The 16,667-nt window shown below is 35.3% G+C and carries 11 protein-coding genes; 7 read left to right on the top strand and 4 right to left on the bottom strand.

What is annotated here, in order from left to right; genetic code table 11:
• Window positions 1-9 precede the first annotated feature (9 nt).
• Complete coding sequence (locus EQG68_RS11645) at window positions 10-441, top strand: nuclear transport factor 2 family protein (protein WP_129465062.1); 432 nt, start codon at window positions 10-12, stop codon at window positions 439-441.
• On the opposite strand, the gene EQG68_RS11640 is transcribed toward EQG68_RS11645, so the two are convergent.
• On the bottom strand, window positions 442-1,866 hold the full coding sequence (locus tag EQG68_RS11640) for an L-serine ammonia-lyase (RefSeq protein WP_129465061.1): 1,425 nt from the start codon (window positions 1,864-1,866) through the stop codon (window positions 442-444). It abuts the gene before it with no gap.
• A gap of 171 nt (window positions 1,867-2,037) precedes the next feature.
• On the opposite strand from EQG68_RS11640, the gene EQG68_RS11635 reads away from it, so the two are divergent.
• From EQG68_RS11635 to dnaK, 3 genes are all read left to right on the top strand, one after another.
• On the top strand, window positions 2,038-4,536 hold the full coding sequence (locus tag EQG68_RS11635; protein ID WP_129465060.1) for a M14 family zinc carboxypeptidase: 2,499 nt from the start codon (window positions 2,038-2,040) through the stop codon (window positions 4,534-4,536).
• A 16-nt stretch (window positions 4,537-4,552) separates the two neighbouring features.
• A complete protein-coding gene (locus EQG68_RS11630; protein ID WP_129465059.1) occupies window positions 4,553-5,578 on the top strand; it encodes a tetratricopeptide repeat protein in 1,026 nt (341 codons plus the stop codon).
• 182 nt (window positions 5,579-5,760) lie between these two features.
• On the top strand, window positions 5,761-7,647 hold the full coding sequence (dnaK, locus tag EQG68_RS11625) for a molecular chaperone DnaK (protein ID WP_129465058.1): 1,887 nt from the start codon (window positions 5,761-5,763) through the stop codon (window positions 7,645-7,647).
• Window positions 7,648-7,855: 208 nt separating this feature from the next.
• Here dnaK and EQG68_RS11620 read toward each other — a convergent pair whose 3' ends face one another.
• The 3 genes from EQG68_RS11620 to fahA form a co-directional block, all read right to left on the bottom strand.
• Entirely contained in the window at window positions 7,856-8,812 is a 957-nt protein-coding gene (locus tag EQG68_RS11620; protein WP_129465057.1) for a Fic family protein, read from the bottom strand.
• A 43-nt stretch (window positions 8,813-8,855) separates the two neighbouring features.
• Window positions 8,856-10,277 carry a tRNA uridine-5-carboxymethylaminomethyl(34) synthesis GTPase MnmE gene (mnmE, locus tag EQG68_RS11615; protein ID WP_129465056.1) on the bottom strand — a complete coding sequence of 474 codons (1,422 nt, stop codon included), beginning with the start codon at window positions 10,275-10,277 and terminating at the stop codon, window positions 8,856-8,858.
• A 77-nt stretch (window positions 10,278-10,354) separates the two neighbouring features.
• A complete protein-coding gene (gene fahA / locus EQG68_RS11610; protein ID WP_129465055.1) occupies window positions 10,355-11,638 on the bottom strand; it encodes a fumarylacetoacetase in 1,284 nt (427 codons plus the stop codon).
• A 110-nt stretch (window positions 11,639-11,748) separates the two neighbouring features.
• Between fahA and glyA the strand changes: the two genes are divergently transcribed.
• The 3 genes from glyA to EQG68_RS11595 all read left to right on the top strand — a co-directional run.
• A complete protein-coding gene (gene glyA / locus EQG68_RS11605) occupies window positions 11,749-13,023 on the top strand; it encodes a serine hydroxymethyltransferase (RefSeq protein WP_129465054.1) in 1,275 nt (424 codons plus the stop codon).
• A gap of 114 nt (window positions 13,024-13,137) precedes the next feature.
• A complete protein-coding gene (locus EQG68_RS11600) occupies window positions 13,138-15,450 on the top strand; it encodes a muramidase family protein (protein WP_129465053.1) in 2,313 nt (770 codons plus the stop codon).
• Window positions 15,451-15,472: 22 nt separating this feature from the next.
• Window positions 15,473-16,667 (top strand): hypothetical protein (locus EQG68_RS11595; RefSeq protein ID WP_164975448.1); only part of this gene is annotated, 1,195 nt, incomplete at its 3' end.

Raw genomic sequence — 16,667 nt, 5'->3', positions numbered from 1 at the left:
CCATAGATTATGAAAAAAGTTTTAATCTTGATGATATCCCTTTTTTTTCAATTTTCTTTCGCTCAAGAAAATGAAATTCAACTCACCATTGGAAAATTTTTTAACGCTTTTCATCAAAGGGATTCCATTGCTTTGAAAAAGGTGTGTTCGGAAAATTTGGTTTTACATTCGATTTCTGAAACGGAAAAAGGAACAAAATTTTCAGTTGAAAAAGCGACTAATTTTTATAAATCCATTGCTACAATTCCACTATCAATCAAATTTGAAGAAAAGATTCTAAGTTTCAAAGTTCAGGTAGATGGAGCCATGGCTCACGTTTGGACGCCTTACGAATTTTATGTGAATAATCAATTGAGCCATTCCGGAGTGAATTCTTTTCAATTATATAAAGAAAATGACGGTTGGAAAGTGGTGTATATTTTGGATACGAGGAGGAAGTAATTAACAATCTGCCAAATTCACTCCCACAGCCAATCCGCCCTCACTCGTTTCTTTGTATTTTGAGTTCATATCTTTAGCCGTTTCCCACATGGTATTGATTACTTTATCTAATGGGACTTTCGCATTATTGGCATCGGTTTCTAAGGCTAATTCAGCGGCATTGATGGCTTTGATTGCTCCCATCGTATTGCGTTCGATACACGGAATTTGGACTAAGCCACCAATGGGGTCGCAGGTCATTCCCAGATGATGTTCCATGGCAATTTCGGCAGCCATCGTCACTTGAGCGGGTGTTCCACCCATTAACTCACACAAGGCTCCCGCAGCCATGGCACTGGACACGCCAATTTCGGCTTGACATCCGCCCATTGCAGCTGAAATGGTAGCTCCTTTTTTAAAGATACTGCCAATTTCTCCGGCCACCAGTAAAAATTGTTTGATTTCCTTCTCACCGGCTTGATGATTTTCAATCACCAAATAATACATCAAAACAGCCGGAATCACACCGGCACTACCGTTGGTTGGAGCGGTAACTACTCGACCCAAAGCGGCATTTACTTCATTCACCGCCAAGGCAAAACAACTTACCCATTTTAAAATTTGACGAAATTTCACTTCTGTTTTTCGGATGGTTTCCAACCATTCTTGCGGATTGGAGTAGGGAAGTTCACCTTTTAACCCTAAATGCATGTCATAGGCTCTTCGTCGCACATTCAATCCACCGGGTAAAATGCCTTCGGAATGACAACCGATGTACATACATTCCAACATAGTATGCCAAATTCGCATCAATTCCCGATGAATATCTTCTTCGGAACGCATCGATTTTTCATTTTCATAAACAATTTCGGAAATCGATTTGTTTTCTTTTTTGCAAAATTCCAATAATTCATCCGCCTTTTGAACTGGATAAGGAAAAGCACATTTGATTTCTAATTTCTTTTTGGCATTTTCACGTTCTTCTTTTACCACAAATCCACCTCCGATAGAATAATAGGTTTCGCTAAATTCCTTATCGGCTGTATATAGCGTAAACGTTAACCCATTCGCATGAAAGGGCAAAAAGTTTTTGTTGAATACGATGTCTTTTTCGACCTCAAAATCCAAAAGTAATTCATTACCGAGTTTGATTTTTTTATTCGATTTAATCGACTGAACAATTCCGTCAATATCGGCAACCGGTATGGTTTCAGGGTCTTGTCCACTCAAACCTAACATCACAGCGTAATCAGTGGCATGCCCTTTTCCCGTTAGAGAAAGTGAACCAAATAAATCCACTTTCACTCGAATGGCTTGATGCAGAATATTTTCTTCTTTACATTCTAACAAAAATCGTTCGGCGGCTCGCCAAGGACCAAGCGTGTGTGAACTGGATGGACCAACACCAATTTTCAACATATCAAAAACTGAAATACATTCTTCCATAACTAAAACGTTTGAGTAGGGCAAATATAGTGTTTTGTTTGAAGCATATTCCAACCCCATTTACAAAAAATCATATTGCTGTTTGTTAACTTTTATTTATTACTTTTTCATATTCACTTTACGTTAAAGCGTAAAAAAAATAACCTATATTTGACTTCTAATTTTTTTAAAATGAATCGTTTTTTTAACCTACTGTTGTTTTTTACGTGTTTTATTGCTTTTTCACAACCTCAATCACCTTCCGAATTTTTACCAAATTATGGCAAACAAGTGACTTATTATCACCAAGTAGAAGCCTATTTTGAACAATTAGTACAAAATTCAGATTGGATTAAACATCAGAAATATGGGGAAACTACACAAGAAAGAAGTCTTAATGCGTATTATATTTCTACACCCGATAATCTAAAGAATTTAGAAGAAATTCGAAAAAATCATTTGTATGAAATCGGACTTTACCCAACTAAATCAAATGCAAAATCAAAAACGATTGTTTGGTTAAGTTTTAATGTTCACGGCAATGAAATCGGAGCGATAGAAAGTGCTTTGTCGGTGGCGTATGAATTGGTCAATCCCAATAATAAAGATACAAAAAAATGGTTAGAAGACATTGTTGTGATTCTTGATCCTTGTTTAAATCCGGATGGTTTTTCCCGTTATGCCAATTGGCTTCGCGATGTTTCCGGAAAGAAAACGCATCCCGGAGTTTCTGATAGAGAGCATATGGAACCATGGCCGGGCGGAAGACAAAATCATTATGTGTATGATTTAAACCGTGATTGGGCTTGGCAAACACAATTGGAAACACAATTACGCATGGATTTGTATCATCAATGGATGCCCATGGTGCATGCCGATGTACACGAAATGGGCTACAATGAACCCTACTTTTTTCCACCAGCTGCGGAGCCGTATCATGAACAAATAGCCCCTTTTCAACGTGATTTTCATAAAAAAATCGGAGAGATTACCTCCAAGAAATTTGATAAAGAAGGTTGGATGTATTATTCCAGCGAACGATTTGATTTGTTCTATCCGAGTTATGGCGATACCTATCCCTGCTACAATGGAGCCGTTGGAATGACGTATGAACAAGGCGGTATTGGTGCCGGAAGAGCAGTGTTGTTAAAAAATGGTGAAGTTTTAACACTACAAGACAGAATCGATCATCATACCAAAGCAATTTTGACGGTGGTTGAACTTGCCAACGTACAAAAAGATGTATTATCCAAAGAATTCAGAGCTTATTTTAAAGATAATCGAACAAAACCAAAAGGAAAATACCAAACGTACATCGTAAAAAATAATCCTAAGATTCAAGAACTTTCTGTTCTACTCAATCGAAATCGAATTGAAAGTGCTTTTGCTGATGAGACCAAAAAAATGTCGGGTTATCATTATCAATCCAACAAAGAGAAGTCGTTCATCATAGAACCGAATGATTTGATTATTAAAGTGGACCAACCCCGATCGGTTTTAACGCAAGTTTTATTTGAACCTCACCACAAATTGACAGATAGTTTGTCGTATGACATTACAGCTTGGTCGTTGCCATTGGCATATGGTGTCGAAAGTTTTGCTGTAAAAGGAAATTTACCTGTAAAAACTAAAACCAAGTTGAATGTAATTCCAACTTCAAAAATTGCGAATGCGTATGCCTATTATATTCCGTGGAATAACAGAAGTTCCGCACGTGTATTGAGCTTGTTGCATCAAGAAAATATTAAAGTCCGTTCGGCAAGAAAAGAAGTTTATTTTGGCGATTTAAAAATAGAACGAGGTGGATTGATTGTGACCAAAGGCGATAATTCTAAAGTGCAAAATTTTGAAGAAACGATTCAGAATTTAATCCAAGAAAAATATGATTATGTGGCGTTAGAAAGTGGTTTTGCCAGTAATGGTGGTGATTTGGGCGGAGAAAATTATCCCTTACTCAAAGCACCAAAAGTATTGGTTTTGGGAGGAAGTGGTGTGAGCAATATTGATTTTGGACAAGTTTGGTTCTTTATGGATCAGGTGATTGAGTATCCTATGAGTACAGTGGAAATACAACATTTTAATCGTGTGAATTTAGCCGAATACAATACATTGATTTTGCCAGAGGGTTGGTATGGTTTTTCAGAAAATCAAAAGAAAAACATTGATGATTTTATTTCTAAAGGCGGTAAAGTCATTGCCATTGGCGGTGCAGTCGGTCAGTTTGAAGATCGCCCCGGTTATCATCTGACAAAATTTGCTACCGAAGAAGAAAAAGCAGAAGCCCAAAAATACATCGAAGAACAAGAGTTATTAGATCGCTTTTTAGATTTTGAAGGAAGTGAAAGACGTTCGATTTCTGGTTTTATTCCCGGTGCAATTATTGAAAATTTAATTGATGCCAGTCACCCCTTGACATTTGGTTTAGGTGAAAAATACTTTAGTTTAAAAACAACGGATTCAAATTTTAAACTCTTGAAAGGGGCTCAAAATGTGATTTATATTCCTAAAAATTATCAAAGTTTTGGCTTCATTGGAAACAAATTAAAAAAATCAATTGAAGAAACGGTTTCATTTGCTGTTGATTATCACGGCAGCGGAAAAGTGATTTATATGATTGATAATCCGCTTTTTAGAGGGTTTTGGGAGAATGGTAATTTGTTGTTTAGTAACGCGTTGTTTTTGGTGGAGTAATTTTAAACTTTAGTTTATGAGAGAAAATAGTAAATTGTTGATTGGTTTTTTTTTAGTTTTTGTAAACGGATTTCCGCAATCAGTTGAAGAAAGAATTTCAAATGGAGTAGAATTGCATAAAGCAGGAAAATATGACCAAGCAATTGAAGTTTATGAGAGTATTTTAAAGGAAGATGAAAAGCATATTGAAGCCAACTATGAAATGGCTTTCATTTATTCGATGTTGAAAGAGTACGATAAAGCTATCAAACATTGTGATGTAGTAATTAAATCTAAATCAGATATTTCTCATTTAGCTTACGCTATTAAAGGGGCTTGCGAAGATTATCAAGGTAAACCGGATAAAGCAATAAAATCATTTAAAGAAGGGATTAAGTTTAATCCCAATTATCATAATCTTTATTACAGTTTAGCATTAACATCCTATAATCAAAGTAAGTTTAAAGAAGCGGAAGAAGCAGTCATCGATGGAATTAAAGTTAACCCTTATCATGCAAGTAGTCATATGTTATTGGGTTTTTTGAAGTATGACCAAAAAGAAAGAAGTAAATCGTTACTCTCTTTATTTTACTTTTTACTTTTGGAGCCTCAGGGAAAAAGAGCAAATCAAGTTTTTACTTTAATCGAACAACAACAAAAGCAAGGAGTATCTAGAGAAGATAGTAAAAATATAACAGTTAATATACGTTCAGATTTTGATAAAAATGATTTCGGAACTGCGGAAATGATGTTATCATTAATGGAAGCCTCAAGGGAAACTGAGGTCAATGATAATAAAACTGATTTTGAAATATTTTCAAATACTAATAATTCTTTTTTTAAGGTATTAGGAGAACAACGAAAAGACAAAAAAGGCTTCTTTTGGGATTTTTATGTCGATTTTTTCTATGATTTAATTAAAGATAATCAAATGTTTGAAGCTTATTCACATCATATTTATCAACCAACGAATGATAGTAATAGCAATGAATGGTTGAAAAATAATGCAGTTCAAATAGAGAAGCTTATGTTTTGGCTAGAGACTTACAAGCATACTTATTAATATTTTAGGGATGATTAAAGCCCTAAATTCAATAATAAAATGTCATAATGTCATATTTTTTCTGATACGTCAGTCAAAATATGACATTTTTTTTTAAATTTCTCACTTGGCATAATCCTTGTCATTTGCAAATCAAGTTTTGAAAAACGAATTTAAAAACAAGACATACAAATTAAAACATTATGAGTAAAATAATTGGAATCGATTTAGGAACTACCAACTCTTGTGTATCCGTAATGGAAGGTGGAGAACCGGTAGTAATTGCAAATGCTGAAGGTAAAAGAACTACGCCCTCTGTTATTGCATTTGTTGACGGTGGTGAAATCAAAGTAGGTGACCCTGCCAAGAGACAAGCAGTAACTAATCCAACCAAAACCATTGCGTCTATCAAACGTTTTATGGGTAATAAATATACTGAAAGTGCAAAAGAGGCTGGAAATGTAGCATACAAAGTAGTAAAAGGAGATAACGATACACCACGTGTGGATATCGATGGTCGTTTATATACTCCACAAGAATTGTCAGCCATGACTCTTCAAAAAATGAAAAAAACGGCTGAGGATTATTTAGGTCAAACCGTAACCGAAGCGGTGATTACTGTACCTGCTTATTTTAACGATGCTCAACGCCAAGCGACGAAAGAAGCGGGTGAAATTGCCGGTCTAAAAGTAATGCGAATCATCAACGAACCAACGGCTGCGGCTTTAGCCTATGGTTTAGACAAAGCCGGAAAAGATCAAAAAATTGCCGTTTACGATTTAGGTGGAGGTACTTTTGATATCTCTGTACTTGAATTAGGTGATGGTGTTTTTGAAGTATTATCAACAAATGGAGATACTCACTTAGGTGGAGACGATTTTGACCAAGTAATCATCGATTGGTTGGCTAATGAATTCAATAGCGAAGAAGGGATCGATTTACGTAAAGACCCAATGGCTTTGCAACGTTTGAAAGAAGCGGCTGAAAAAGCGAAGATTGAATTATCCTCTTCTACACAAACAGAAATCAACTTGCCTTATGTTACGGCTACTGCAACCGGTCCAAAGCACTTGGTAAAATCATTAACCAGAGCTAAATTTGAGCAATTGGCAGAAAGTTTAGTAAAACGTTCAATGGAACCTGTAGCAAAAGCTTTAAAAGATGCCGGTTTATCAACTTCTGATATTGATGAAGTAATCTTAGTGGGAGGTTCAACCCGTATGCCGGTTATTCAAGAGCAAGTTGAAAAATTCTTCGGAAAAAAACCATCCAAAGGAGTAAATCCGGATGAGGTAGTAGCGATTGGTGCTGCCATTCAAGGAGGTGTGTTAACCGGCGATGTAAAAGATGTATTGTTGTTAGACGTTACGCCTTTATCCTTAGGAATTGAAACCATGGGAAGTGTAATGACTAAATTAATTGAGTCGAACACAACCATCCCAACCAAAAAATCACAAGTCTTCTCTACAGCGGCGGATAACCAACCATCGGTTGAAATTCACGTGTTGCAAGGAGAAAGACCGATGGCAAATGACAACAAAACAATTGGTCGTTTCCATTTAGACGGAATTCCACCGGCTCCAAGAGGTGTGCCACAAATTGAAGTAACCTTTGATATTGATGCCAACGGTATCATCAAAGTTTCGGCAACGGATAAAGGAACCGGAAAATCGCACGATATTCGTATCGAAGCTTCTTCAGGGTTGACTCCGGAAGAAATCGAAAGAATGAAAAAAGAAGCGGAAATCAATGCGGAAGCAGATAAAATCGCCAAAGAAAAAGTAGACAAATTGAATGAGGCAGACGGAATGATTTTCCAAACCGAAAGTCAATTAAAAGAATACGGCGATAAATTGTCAGAGGCAAGTAAGCAAAACATTGAGGCTGCTTTAAACGAGTTGAAAGCGGCTTATGAAACCAAAGACATTGCAACGATTCAACCTGCTTTAGACAAAATCAACGAAGCATGGAAAAATGCTTCAGAAGAGATGTATAAATCACAAGAAGGTCAAGGTGCTCAACAAGCTCAGCCGCAAGCTGATGCCAGCGGAGATCAAACACAAGATGTTGATTTTGAAGAGGTGAAGTAATCTTCAATAAAAATAACTCATAACGGAGTAATAAAAATAGGGTTTTCGAACCCTATTTTTTTTTAGTTTTCTATATCAAAAAATACATTGATGAAGGTTTCTTCCCGCTAAAAAATTTGCTTTGAAAATTTCAGTATAACAAGGTTACGACTACTAATCAATTGGAAAAAGTTTCAAAAAATAACGATAGCATTAATTTAAATATGAGTTACTTAAACTGATATTCTGTTAATCGAAATTCTCCAAATTTAATTAAAAGGTTTTGTTCAACTGCCCATTTTAAATCTCGACTTGCTGTGGGTGCCGATATATTTTTAAAATTCTGCATATACTCTTTTCTGCTAAAAGTATTCTGTCCTATTTTTTCTTTAAATAAAAATATTCTGTCTTCCGTACGAAGCGTGATTGATTGAGATTGTAAAAGTCCGTCTAAAGACTCTAAAATTATTTCCAACATAAATTCGATAAATGGTGTTGAATTCCCTTTTTTATCAGATTCGGATAACGTGTTGTAATAGTCATTTTGTTTTTGCTTAATGAGTGATTCAATAGGTAGAAATTCAAAAACGGGATATTGTTGCATGAGAATCAACGTTTGCCACAATCTACCCATTCTTCCGTTTCCGTCTAAAAAGGGATGGATAAATTCAAATTCATAATGAAAAACACAACTTTTGATTAAGATTAAATCGTTGTCTTTTTTTAGATAATCAAAAAGATTTCTCATCAATCCATTTACCATTGTTCCGCTTGGTGCAATATGTTCTACTTTTGAGCCTTTTACGATACCAACATTAGTAGTTCTTAATTTTCCTGCATTATCAATCAAACCACACATTAAAATTTTGTGAGCTTTTTCTAAATCTTTTAACTGATACGGATTGAAACTGTTGAGCTGTTCATATATTTTTATGGCATTTTGAACTTCTAAAATATCTTTCAGAGATGCTAAAACTCTTTTGTTATCTAATAAAGCTGTGATTTGTTCTTCGGTCAACGTATTGCCCTCAATTTCTAATGACGATTGAATGGTTTTGATTCGGTTTTTCCTTCGTAATTCAGTAGCAGGTTTATATAAATGAGAAGCGTTAATTTCTCCAATCTTTTCTGAAATAGAAGCAACTAACGTTACAATTTCATTTGTAATGATGTAAGGTGGTTTCATTTATGATAGTATCATTTGATAGTATCACAAAGATAGTTAAAGATTATTTCCCAATACAGAAATTTGCAAAAATATTCCCCAATAACTCATCATTCGTTACTTCACCGGTAATTTCACCAAAGTGAAACAACGCTTCTCGAATATCAATAGCCATAAGGTCTGAAGAAAGATTACTTTCCAATCCCCATTTCACTTTCTGAATTTCTTCCAACGCTTTTAATAATGAATCATAATGCCTTGAGTTCGTTACAATTGTTTCGTTATTTCGTAAAGCTCCGGTATTTACAAAAGAGAGCAGCCTTTGTTTGAGTTCATCGATGCCGATGTTGTTTTTGGCAGAAATGAAAAGTGTATACTGTTGTCTGTTGACTGTTGTGAGTTCCGTTTCTAACTTACTTAGCATTTCAGTAGAAAGTAAGTCTTTTTTATTAATTACAGTCAACAATTTCTTGTTGGGATATTTGTTCCTAATTTGTTCAATTTCATTTTTCATGTGGTCTACCGTCATCTGAGAACCGACAACCGATAACTGAGAACTATCAACCAAATAAACAACCACCTGAGCCTGCTCAATCTTCTCAAACGTCTTTTTAATACCGATACTTTCCACATGGTCAGTGGTCTCACGAATTCCTGCCGTATCGATAAATCGGAAACCAATGCCTTCAATCACTAATTCATCTTCAATGGTGTCGCGAGTGGTTCCGGCAATGTCAGAAACAATGGCACGTTCTTCGTTCAATAAAGCATTAAGTAGGGTTGACTTCCCTACATTTGGTTCGCCCACGATGGCAATCGGAATGCCGTTTTTTATGACATTACCCACCGCAAACGAATCGATTAGACGTTTCAGCACGAATTCAATTCGATTTAAAAGTTCATTAAATTGTGATCGATCGGCAAATTCCACATCTTCTTCGGCAAAGTCTAATTCTAATTCAATTAAGGAAGCAAAGTTGAGTAATTCTTGTCGCAGTTGAACAATTTCATTACTAAATCCGCCACGCATTTGTTGCATAGCAATTTGATGAGAAGCTTCGTTGTCTGAGGCAATTAAATCCGCTACTGCCTCAGCTTGTGATAAATCTAACTTTCCGTTCAAAAATGCACGAAGCGTAAATTCGCCGGGTTGAGCCATTTTTGCTCCCATTCGCAACAAAAGTTGTATAATTTGTTGCTGAATAAAAGTAGAGCCGTGACACGAAATTTCTACCACATCTTCTCCCGTGTAAGAGTTAGGGTTTTTAAAAATCGAAACCAAAACTTGGTCATACGTTTTTCCTTCCGAAACAATATGTCCTAAATGAATGGTATGGGTTTTCTGTTTTGTTAAATCCTTTCCGGAAACCGAAACAAAAATGTTTGCAGCAATGGCAATTGCAGCTCTACCGGAAAGGCGTATGACTGCTATTGCACCTGCACCGGAAGGTGTAGCTAAAGCAACAATGGTCTCGGTTGGAATCATAATATAAGTTTAACGTTTTAGTTGAAAACTAAAAATATAAAACAATAGTTTTGGATGATAATGTTTTTGGATACCTATTATTTTCTTACGAATGCCGGTAATAGTTTATTGGATACTTCTCCAAACCCAATTCTTACCTGACTATTTTTACAGTAGCCTTTTATATTAATTGTGTCATTATCTTCCACAAATTTTCGTTCAGTTCCGTTAGATAATTTTATGGGGTTTTTTCCGCCCCAGGTAAGTTCTAACATCGAACCAAAACTTTCAGGTGTCGGACCCGATATTGTACCAGAACCCATCATATCTCCTGAATTGACTTTACATCCATTAGAGGTGTGGTGAGTTAGTTGCTGAGACATTGTCCAATACATGTACTTAAAATTTGATTTACTGATTAGATTTGGTTCTCCATTGTTTGGGGTTAAATAAACTTCTAAATTAATATCGTAAGCATGTTTGCCTTTTTGCTGTAAATAGGGTAATGGGGCGGGTTCTTGTTTAGGTCCTTTTGTTCTAAACGGTTCAAGGGCGTCCATAGTGACTATCCATGGCGATATAGAAGAGGCAAAATTTTTAGCTAAAAAAGGCCCTAGTGGAACATATTCCCATTTTTGAATATCTCTAGCACTCCAATCATTTAATAAAACCATTCCAAAAATATAATCTTCGGCTTCAGAAATTGGAATGTTTTCTCCCATAACATTGGCATCAGTTGTAATGAAAGCTGTCTCCAATTCAAAATCAACCAAGCGTGAAGGGCCAAAAACCGGTTGAGTATCACCATTTGGTAAGGTTTGACCTATTGGACGATGAATGGGAATACCGGACGGAACTATCGTTGAGCTTCTACCATGATATCCAACGGGAATGTGTAACCAATTGGGTAATAACGCGTTTTCAGGATCACGAAACATTTTACCTACATTTGTTGCGTGTTCTTTACTGGAATAAAAGTCCGTATAATCCCCAATCAAAACAGGCAATTGCATTTCAACTTCATTAATGTCAAAAATAATGATATCACGATGAGCTTTATTATCTCTTAGTTTAGGATTTTCACTGTCAAACAAATCTCCAATCCGATTTCTTACTAACCGCCATGTTTTTTTTCCATCCGAAATAAAATCATTCAACGTGTCTTGCATAAACATATCGTCAGTCAATTCAATTCCTTCAAAATAATTTAATTGTTGCATCGCCCCTAAGTCAATAGCACAATTACCAATTCGTGTACCTATTGTTATAATATCATCTTTGGTTAAAAAAACGCCAAAGGGTATATTTTGAATAGGAAAGTCACTATCTGCTTGAACATTTATCCAAGATTTTCTGTTCGGGTTGTTTGCTGTTATCGGCATGTTTGTATGTTTATTAAATGTTGAAAAATTATCAATCAAATATATTATTAACTATTAATTTAACAAACGATTTTCGTAATTTTGAACTCAATTTAACGAAATATTATCAAATGCAACGCGACGAACAAATTTTTGAACTGATCTTAGATGAGCAAGACAGACAAATTCACGGATTGGAATTAATTGCTTCAGAGAACTTTGTGAGTGATCAGGTGATGGAAGCAGCAGGTTCTGTTTTAACTAATAAATATGCTGAAGGTTATCCGGGCAAACGTTATTATGGCGGTTGTGAAGTGGTGGATCAAGTGGAGCAGATAGCAATCGACAGAGCAAAAGCTTTGTTTGGTGCTGAGTATGCGAATGTACAACCTCATTCGGGATCGCAAGCCAATACTGCTGTGTTTTTTGCTTGTTTAAAACCAGGAGACAAGATTTTAGGTTTTGATTTATCACATGGCGGACACCTCACGCACGGTTCTCCGGTAAACTTTTCAGGAAGATTATATAATCCTGTTTTTTATGGTGTTGAAAAAGAAACCGGGCGATTGAACTACGATAAAATACAAGAAATTGCTACAAAAGAAAGTCCAAAAATGATTATCGCAGGTGCTTCAGCCTATTCTCGTGATATGGATTTTAAACGTTTTAGAGAAATTGCCGACAGTGTAGGAGCTATTTTGTTAGCTGATATTTCACATCCAGCCGGTTTGATTGCCAAAGGTTTGTTAAATGATCCAGTTCCGCATTGTCATATTATTACAACAACTACGCACAAAACCCTTCGTGGACCTCGTGGCGGAATGATTTTGATGGGTAAAGATTTTGAAAATCCATTCGGAATTAAAACTCCAAAAGGAGAAACCAGAATGATGTCATCTTTGCTGGATGCTGCTGTATTTCCCGGAAATCAAGGCGGGCCTCTAGAGCATATTATTGCTGCAAAAGCGGTGGCATTTGGAGAAGCCTTATCAGACGAATTTTTCAGGTATGCTTTGCAAGTACAAAAAAATGCTAAAGCAATGGCGGAAGCATTTGTAAAAAGAGGTTATGATATTATTTCAGGAGGAACAGATAACCACATGATGTTGATTGATTTAAGAAACAAAAACATCACCGGAAAAGAAGCTGAAAATGCATTAGTTAAAGCAGAAATTACGGTGAATAAAAATATGGTTCCTTTTGATGATAAATCACCTTTTGTTACCTCCGGAATACGAGTGGGAACACCTGCCATTACAACGAGAGGTTTGATAGAGGACGATATGGAAACAGTAGTTGAATTCATTGACCGTGTCATTCAAAATCATACGAATGAAGAAATCATTGAAGAAGTTGCTAACGAAGTAAATGATTTTATGGGCGAGAGAGCTATTTTTGTCTATTAAAAATTGTTAATAACAATCTTAATAACAACCTTCAGGAGTATTCAACTTCTGAAGGTTTTTTTTTAAATTTATAAATTAAACGTAAGTTTTTATTTACTATTGCAAATTCAAGAAATGAATAAACATATTTTACTGTTTTTGATGGTTTTTCAATTGATTTTTTTTTGTGGGTTCGCTCAGGAAAATTCTTCTAAACATACCGTAATTAAAGGCGAAACAGTATCTTCCATTGCCAGAAAATACAAAGTAACACCAAACGATTTGTATCAATTAAATCCAGATTCTTATGATGGAATCAAAGAAGGGCAAGTGCTCATGATACCCGTTTCGGCAGTAAAAAGTCAACCTAAAGTCTCTAAAGCAGAGAACATTTCAAATACAAAGGGAGATGGAATTATTTATCATGAGGTGAAATTTGGGGAAACTAAATTTGGACTTTCGAGAAGATTCAGTATTTCAATAAGCGAGTTGGAAAGACAAAATCCGCATATTGTTAAAATGCTTCAAGCGGGTCATCAACTTGAAATTAGAGGAGGTGTAGATACTAATCCTTCAAAAATACAAAATTCGAATTCTAATCAAGCAACAACAGAATTTATAACTTATGAAGTTCTTCCGGGAGAAACTTTGTATGGGATTTCAAGAAGATACGGTCTGACAGTGGATGATTTGATGGATGAAAATTCACTAACCGGAATTTTACAAATTGGTCAAGTCTTGCGAATTCCTGTAAAAAATAGTCAAAATAGTAATAATTTAAATGGACAGTTTCATTTGGTACAAGCCGGAGAAACTAAATATGGATTATCAAAAAAATATGGGGTAAGTATTGATGAATTAGAACAACGTAATCCTCAAATAGTTAGAATGCTACAAACGGGTCAACGAATTGTTATTCCAGGAACAACTTCTTCAAGTTTGGTTCAGAAATCAGAAACAAAACAAGAAGAGAAAGTTGTAAAAAGTCCTTTAAAAGAAGAAATTAAATCGGAACCGGAAATTATTGAAACACCTAGTAAAGTTGAAAAAGTTGAAGAAGTAGTCGCGGTTGCAATACCTCAAAATGTAGAGAAATCGGAATCAACACAAACGGAAAAAACAGCTGTTCAATCAGAATCTGAAAAAAGTAATTGGATTGATTATGAAATTCAACCAAAAGAGACCTTGTTTGGTTTATCAAAAATGGCCGGAGTGTCGCAAGATAAATTGTTAGAAGTAAATCCAATACTAAATGAAGGTGTAAAAGCAGGGGTTATTATTAAAATGCCGTCAGAAAAAGTTTCTGAGTTTAAAAAACCTTTAACAACGATTGTTGAAGCAAAAAACACTTCTGCAATTGAGAACAAAGTTGAGGCAGTTGGACTTCTTAAAACTATTAATAAAGTTGAAAAAAAGGAAATTACATTTCTTACTTCCTTTTCCAACGAAAAATATTTGAGTTTTATTCAAAATCCTATCCCGGAAGCAACAAAAGAGATTGAGTTTTATGCCGGAGCTAATTTTGCTATAGATTCACTCCAAAAAATGGGTGTGATGATTGAATTGAAAAATGTACAAGTTGAAATTAGTAAAGACGGAAAAGCAGAGATTTCTTCACTCAAGAAAAATAATATAGATCAATCAAAAGCAGTGTTTTATCAATCAGAAGGCATAAATACTGAAAAAATCAGTGAGTTTACATCTAAAAACGGAATTCCATTTGTAGTTACGAATTATGAAGAGAGTGCTCAAAAATCAGCTACTACCTTTGTTAGTATACCGTCTAAAAATGATTTAGCATTGATGGTTTTAAAATATATTTCCGATAAGAACGGAAATTTAGTGGTAGTAAGTGATGCGGTTAGTGCTTTAAATGAAGATTTTATTTTGGAAAACTATCCTAAAGCCAGGTTCGTTAAAATTTCAGGCAAAGATGTATTGGAAGATGAAACATTAACAAAAGAGCTTATCTTAAACAGAAAAAATTTCGTTTTGCTCAACACGGACAAGATTGGACTCATTTTGAATACGACTACAGTTTTGTTGAAACATTCTAAAGAGTATACTATTCAATTGGCTTTATTAGAACCTAAAGAATCTATTCAAAAAGAAGGTTTTTCAGAAATGCGATTCAAAGCATTGAATACGATTTATCCTTCTTATTCAAGTCGTAATAATTTGAATGAAATTAATAAGTTCAAAACGGAATTTAAAAAGAAGTTCAACTTTGAAGCTACTGATGAAGTATTGAAAGGCTTTGATGTAACTTTTGATGCGTTAGTTCGATTGTTTCAAGACAAAAGTTTTGAAGCATTGGCAAAAGATGAAATTTCAGAACAGTTAAATCATAAATTTCACTATTTAAAAGATTTAAGCGGAGGGTATTCCAACAAAGGCGGTTATATTCTTCAATTTGATTCAGACTCCAATACAAAAATTGCAAATTAAATTACAATAAACTCAAGCGTTTATGGGTTATTTTTACAATATATTTTTTCCTTATGCTTTAAAAAAATTAGTTAATTCTAAATTATTACTGATTGCATTATTGTTAACAGGAAGTTCAGTCATTGCTCAATGTCCAACCGTTACTAACTTAAGTCAAACTTTTTGTGATATTCAATCGCCAACAATTGCTAGTTTGCAAGCAATTGATAATGGAGGAGGGGTGGCTTGGTTTGCAACAGATTCTTCTACTACACCTTTAGCTCCAGGTCTTGGTTTAGTGAATGGCGAAGATTATTTTGCAGACAGTAGTGGAGGTAATTGTGGTACTAGAATTAGGGTTGTTGTAACAATTTATTCAGCTCCAACAGGTCAAAATTTCCAAGGAGTTTGTGTCGATTTTCCTAGTCAAGCAACGATTGCCAGTTTAATTGCAATTGGAAATAATGTACAATGGTATAATGTTCCAAGCGGTGGTTCGCCCTTGGCTCAAAGTACTATTTTAGTTCCTAATACAATTTATTACGCCAGTCAAACCAATCCCGATACAGGTTGTCAAACTTCAAGACTATCCGTTTTCGTGAGTGTTGGAGTTGTTCCTGTTCCTAATGGAGATGCTATACAAACTTTTTGTCAAAACTTTTCTAATCCTCCAACTGTAGCAGATTTAAATGCCAGTGGCAACAATAATTGGTATTTAACTAGCTCTTCAGCATTACCATTAGAGTTGAATACACCTTTAATTGATGGTCAAACTTACTATGCTACAACTGTTGACCCTCCTTGTGAAAGTGATGAAAGATTAGAAGTATTAGTTTCAATTCAACCTCAAAATAATGCCGGTTCAAACGGGTTTGTTTCATTTTGTGAGGATGATTTAGCTTCAACTAATTTTGTTGATTTGTTTGACTTTTTAGGTGGAACTCCATTTAATACTGGTGTTTGGACAGGACCTTTTATTACGAGCAACGGTAGTTTAGGGACGCTGGATTTAACGTTGTTATCATTATCAGGAAGTCCTTATGTTTTTACATATACTGTAGAATCCTCTACTGAATGTCCACCAGCTTCTGCAACAGTCACAGTCACAATTAACCCCATCCCCAATGCGGGAACTGATAACAGTATTGTTTTATGTGAAACAAGTCCGGCAGTAGATTTATTCACACAATTGGGCAATAGCCCTGAAACGGGCGGAACGTGGTCACCGGCATTAGCGA

This window comes from Flavobacterium piscinae (assembly GCF_004122145.1).
GTDB lineage: Bacteria > Bacteroidota > Bacteroidia > Flavobacteriales > Flavobacteriaceae > Flavobacterium > Flavobacterium piscinae.
Note: the sequence above shows the minus strand (reverse complement) of the source record. Positions and strands in the feature narration are given on the sequence as shown.

What these genes read in the sequence shown, in the direction of transcription:
- EQG68_RS11630 (WP_129465059.1), top strand. Translation starts at nt 4,553, where the DNA reads ATGAGAGAAAATAGTAAATTGTTGATTGGTTTTTTTTTAGTTTTTGTA.
- EQG68_RS11645 (WP_129465062.1), top strand. Translation starts at nt 10, where the DNA reads ATGAAAAAAGTTTTAATCTTGATGATATCCCTTTTTTTTCAATTTTCT.
- fahA (WP_129465055.1), bottom strand. Translation starts at nt 11,638, where the DNA reads ATGCCGATAACAGCAAACAACCCGAACAGAAAATCTTGGATAAATGTT.
- glyA (WP_129465054.1), top strand. Translation starts at nt 11,749, where the DNA reads ATGCAACGCGACGAACAAATTTTTGAACTGATCTTAGATGAGCAAGAC.
- EQG68_RS11640 (WP_129465061.1), bottom strand. Translation starts at nt 1,866, where the DNA reads ATGGAAGAATGTATTTCAGTTTTTGATATGTTGAAAATTGGTGTTGGT.
- EQG68_RS11635 (WP_129465060.1), top strand. Translation starts at nt 2,038, where the DNA reads ATGAATCGTTTTTTTAACCTACTGTTGTTTTTTACGTGTTTTATTGCT.
- dnaK (WP_129465058.1), top strand. Translation starts at nt 5,761, where the DNA reads ATGAGTAAAATAATTGGAATCGATTTAGGAACTACCAACTCTTGTGTA.
- EQG68_RS11600 (WP_129465053.1), top strand. Translation starts at nt 13,138, where the DNA reads ATGAATAAACATATTTTACTGTTTTTGATGGTTTTTCAATTGATTTTT.
- EQG68_RS11620 (WP_129465057.1), bottom strand. Translation starts at nt 8,812, where the DNA reads ATGAAACCACCTTACATCATTACAAATGAAATTGTAACGTTAGTTGCT.
- mnmE (WP_129465056.1), bottom strand. Translation starts at nt 10,277, where the DNA reads ATGATTCCAACCGAGACCATTGTTGCTTTAGCTACACCTTCCGGTGCA.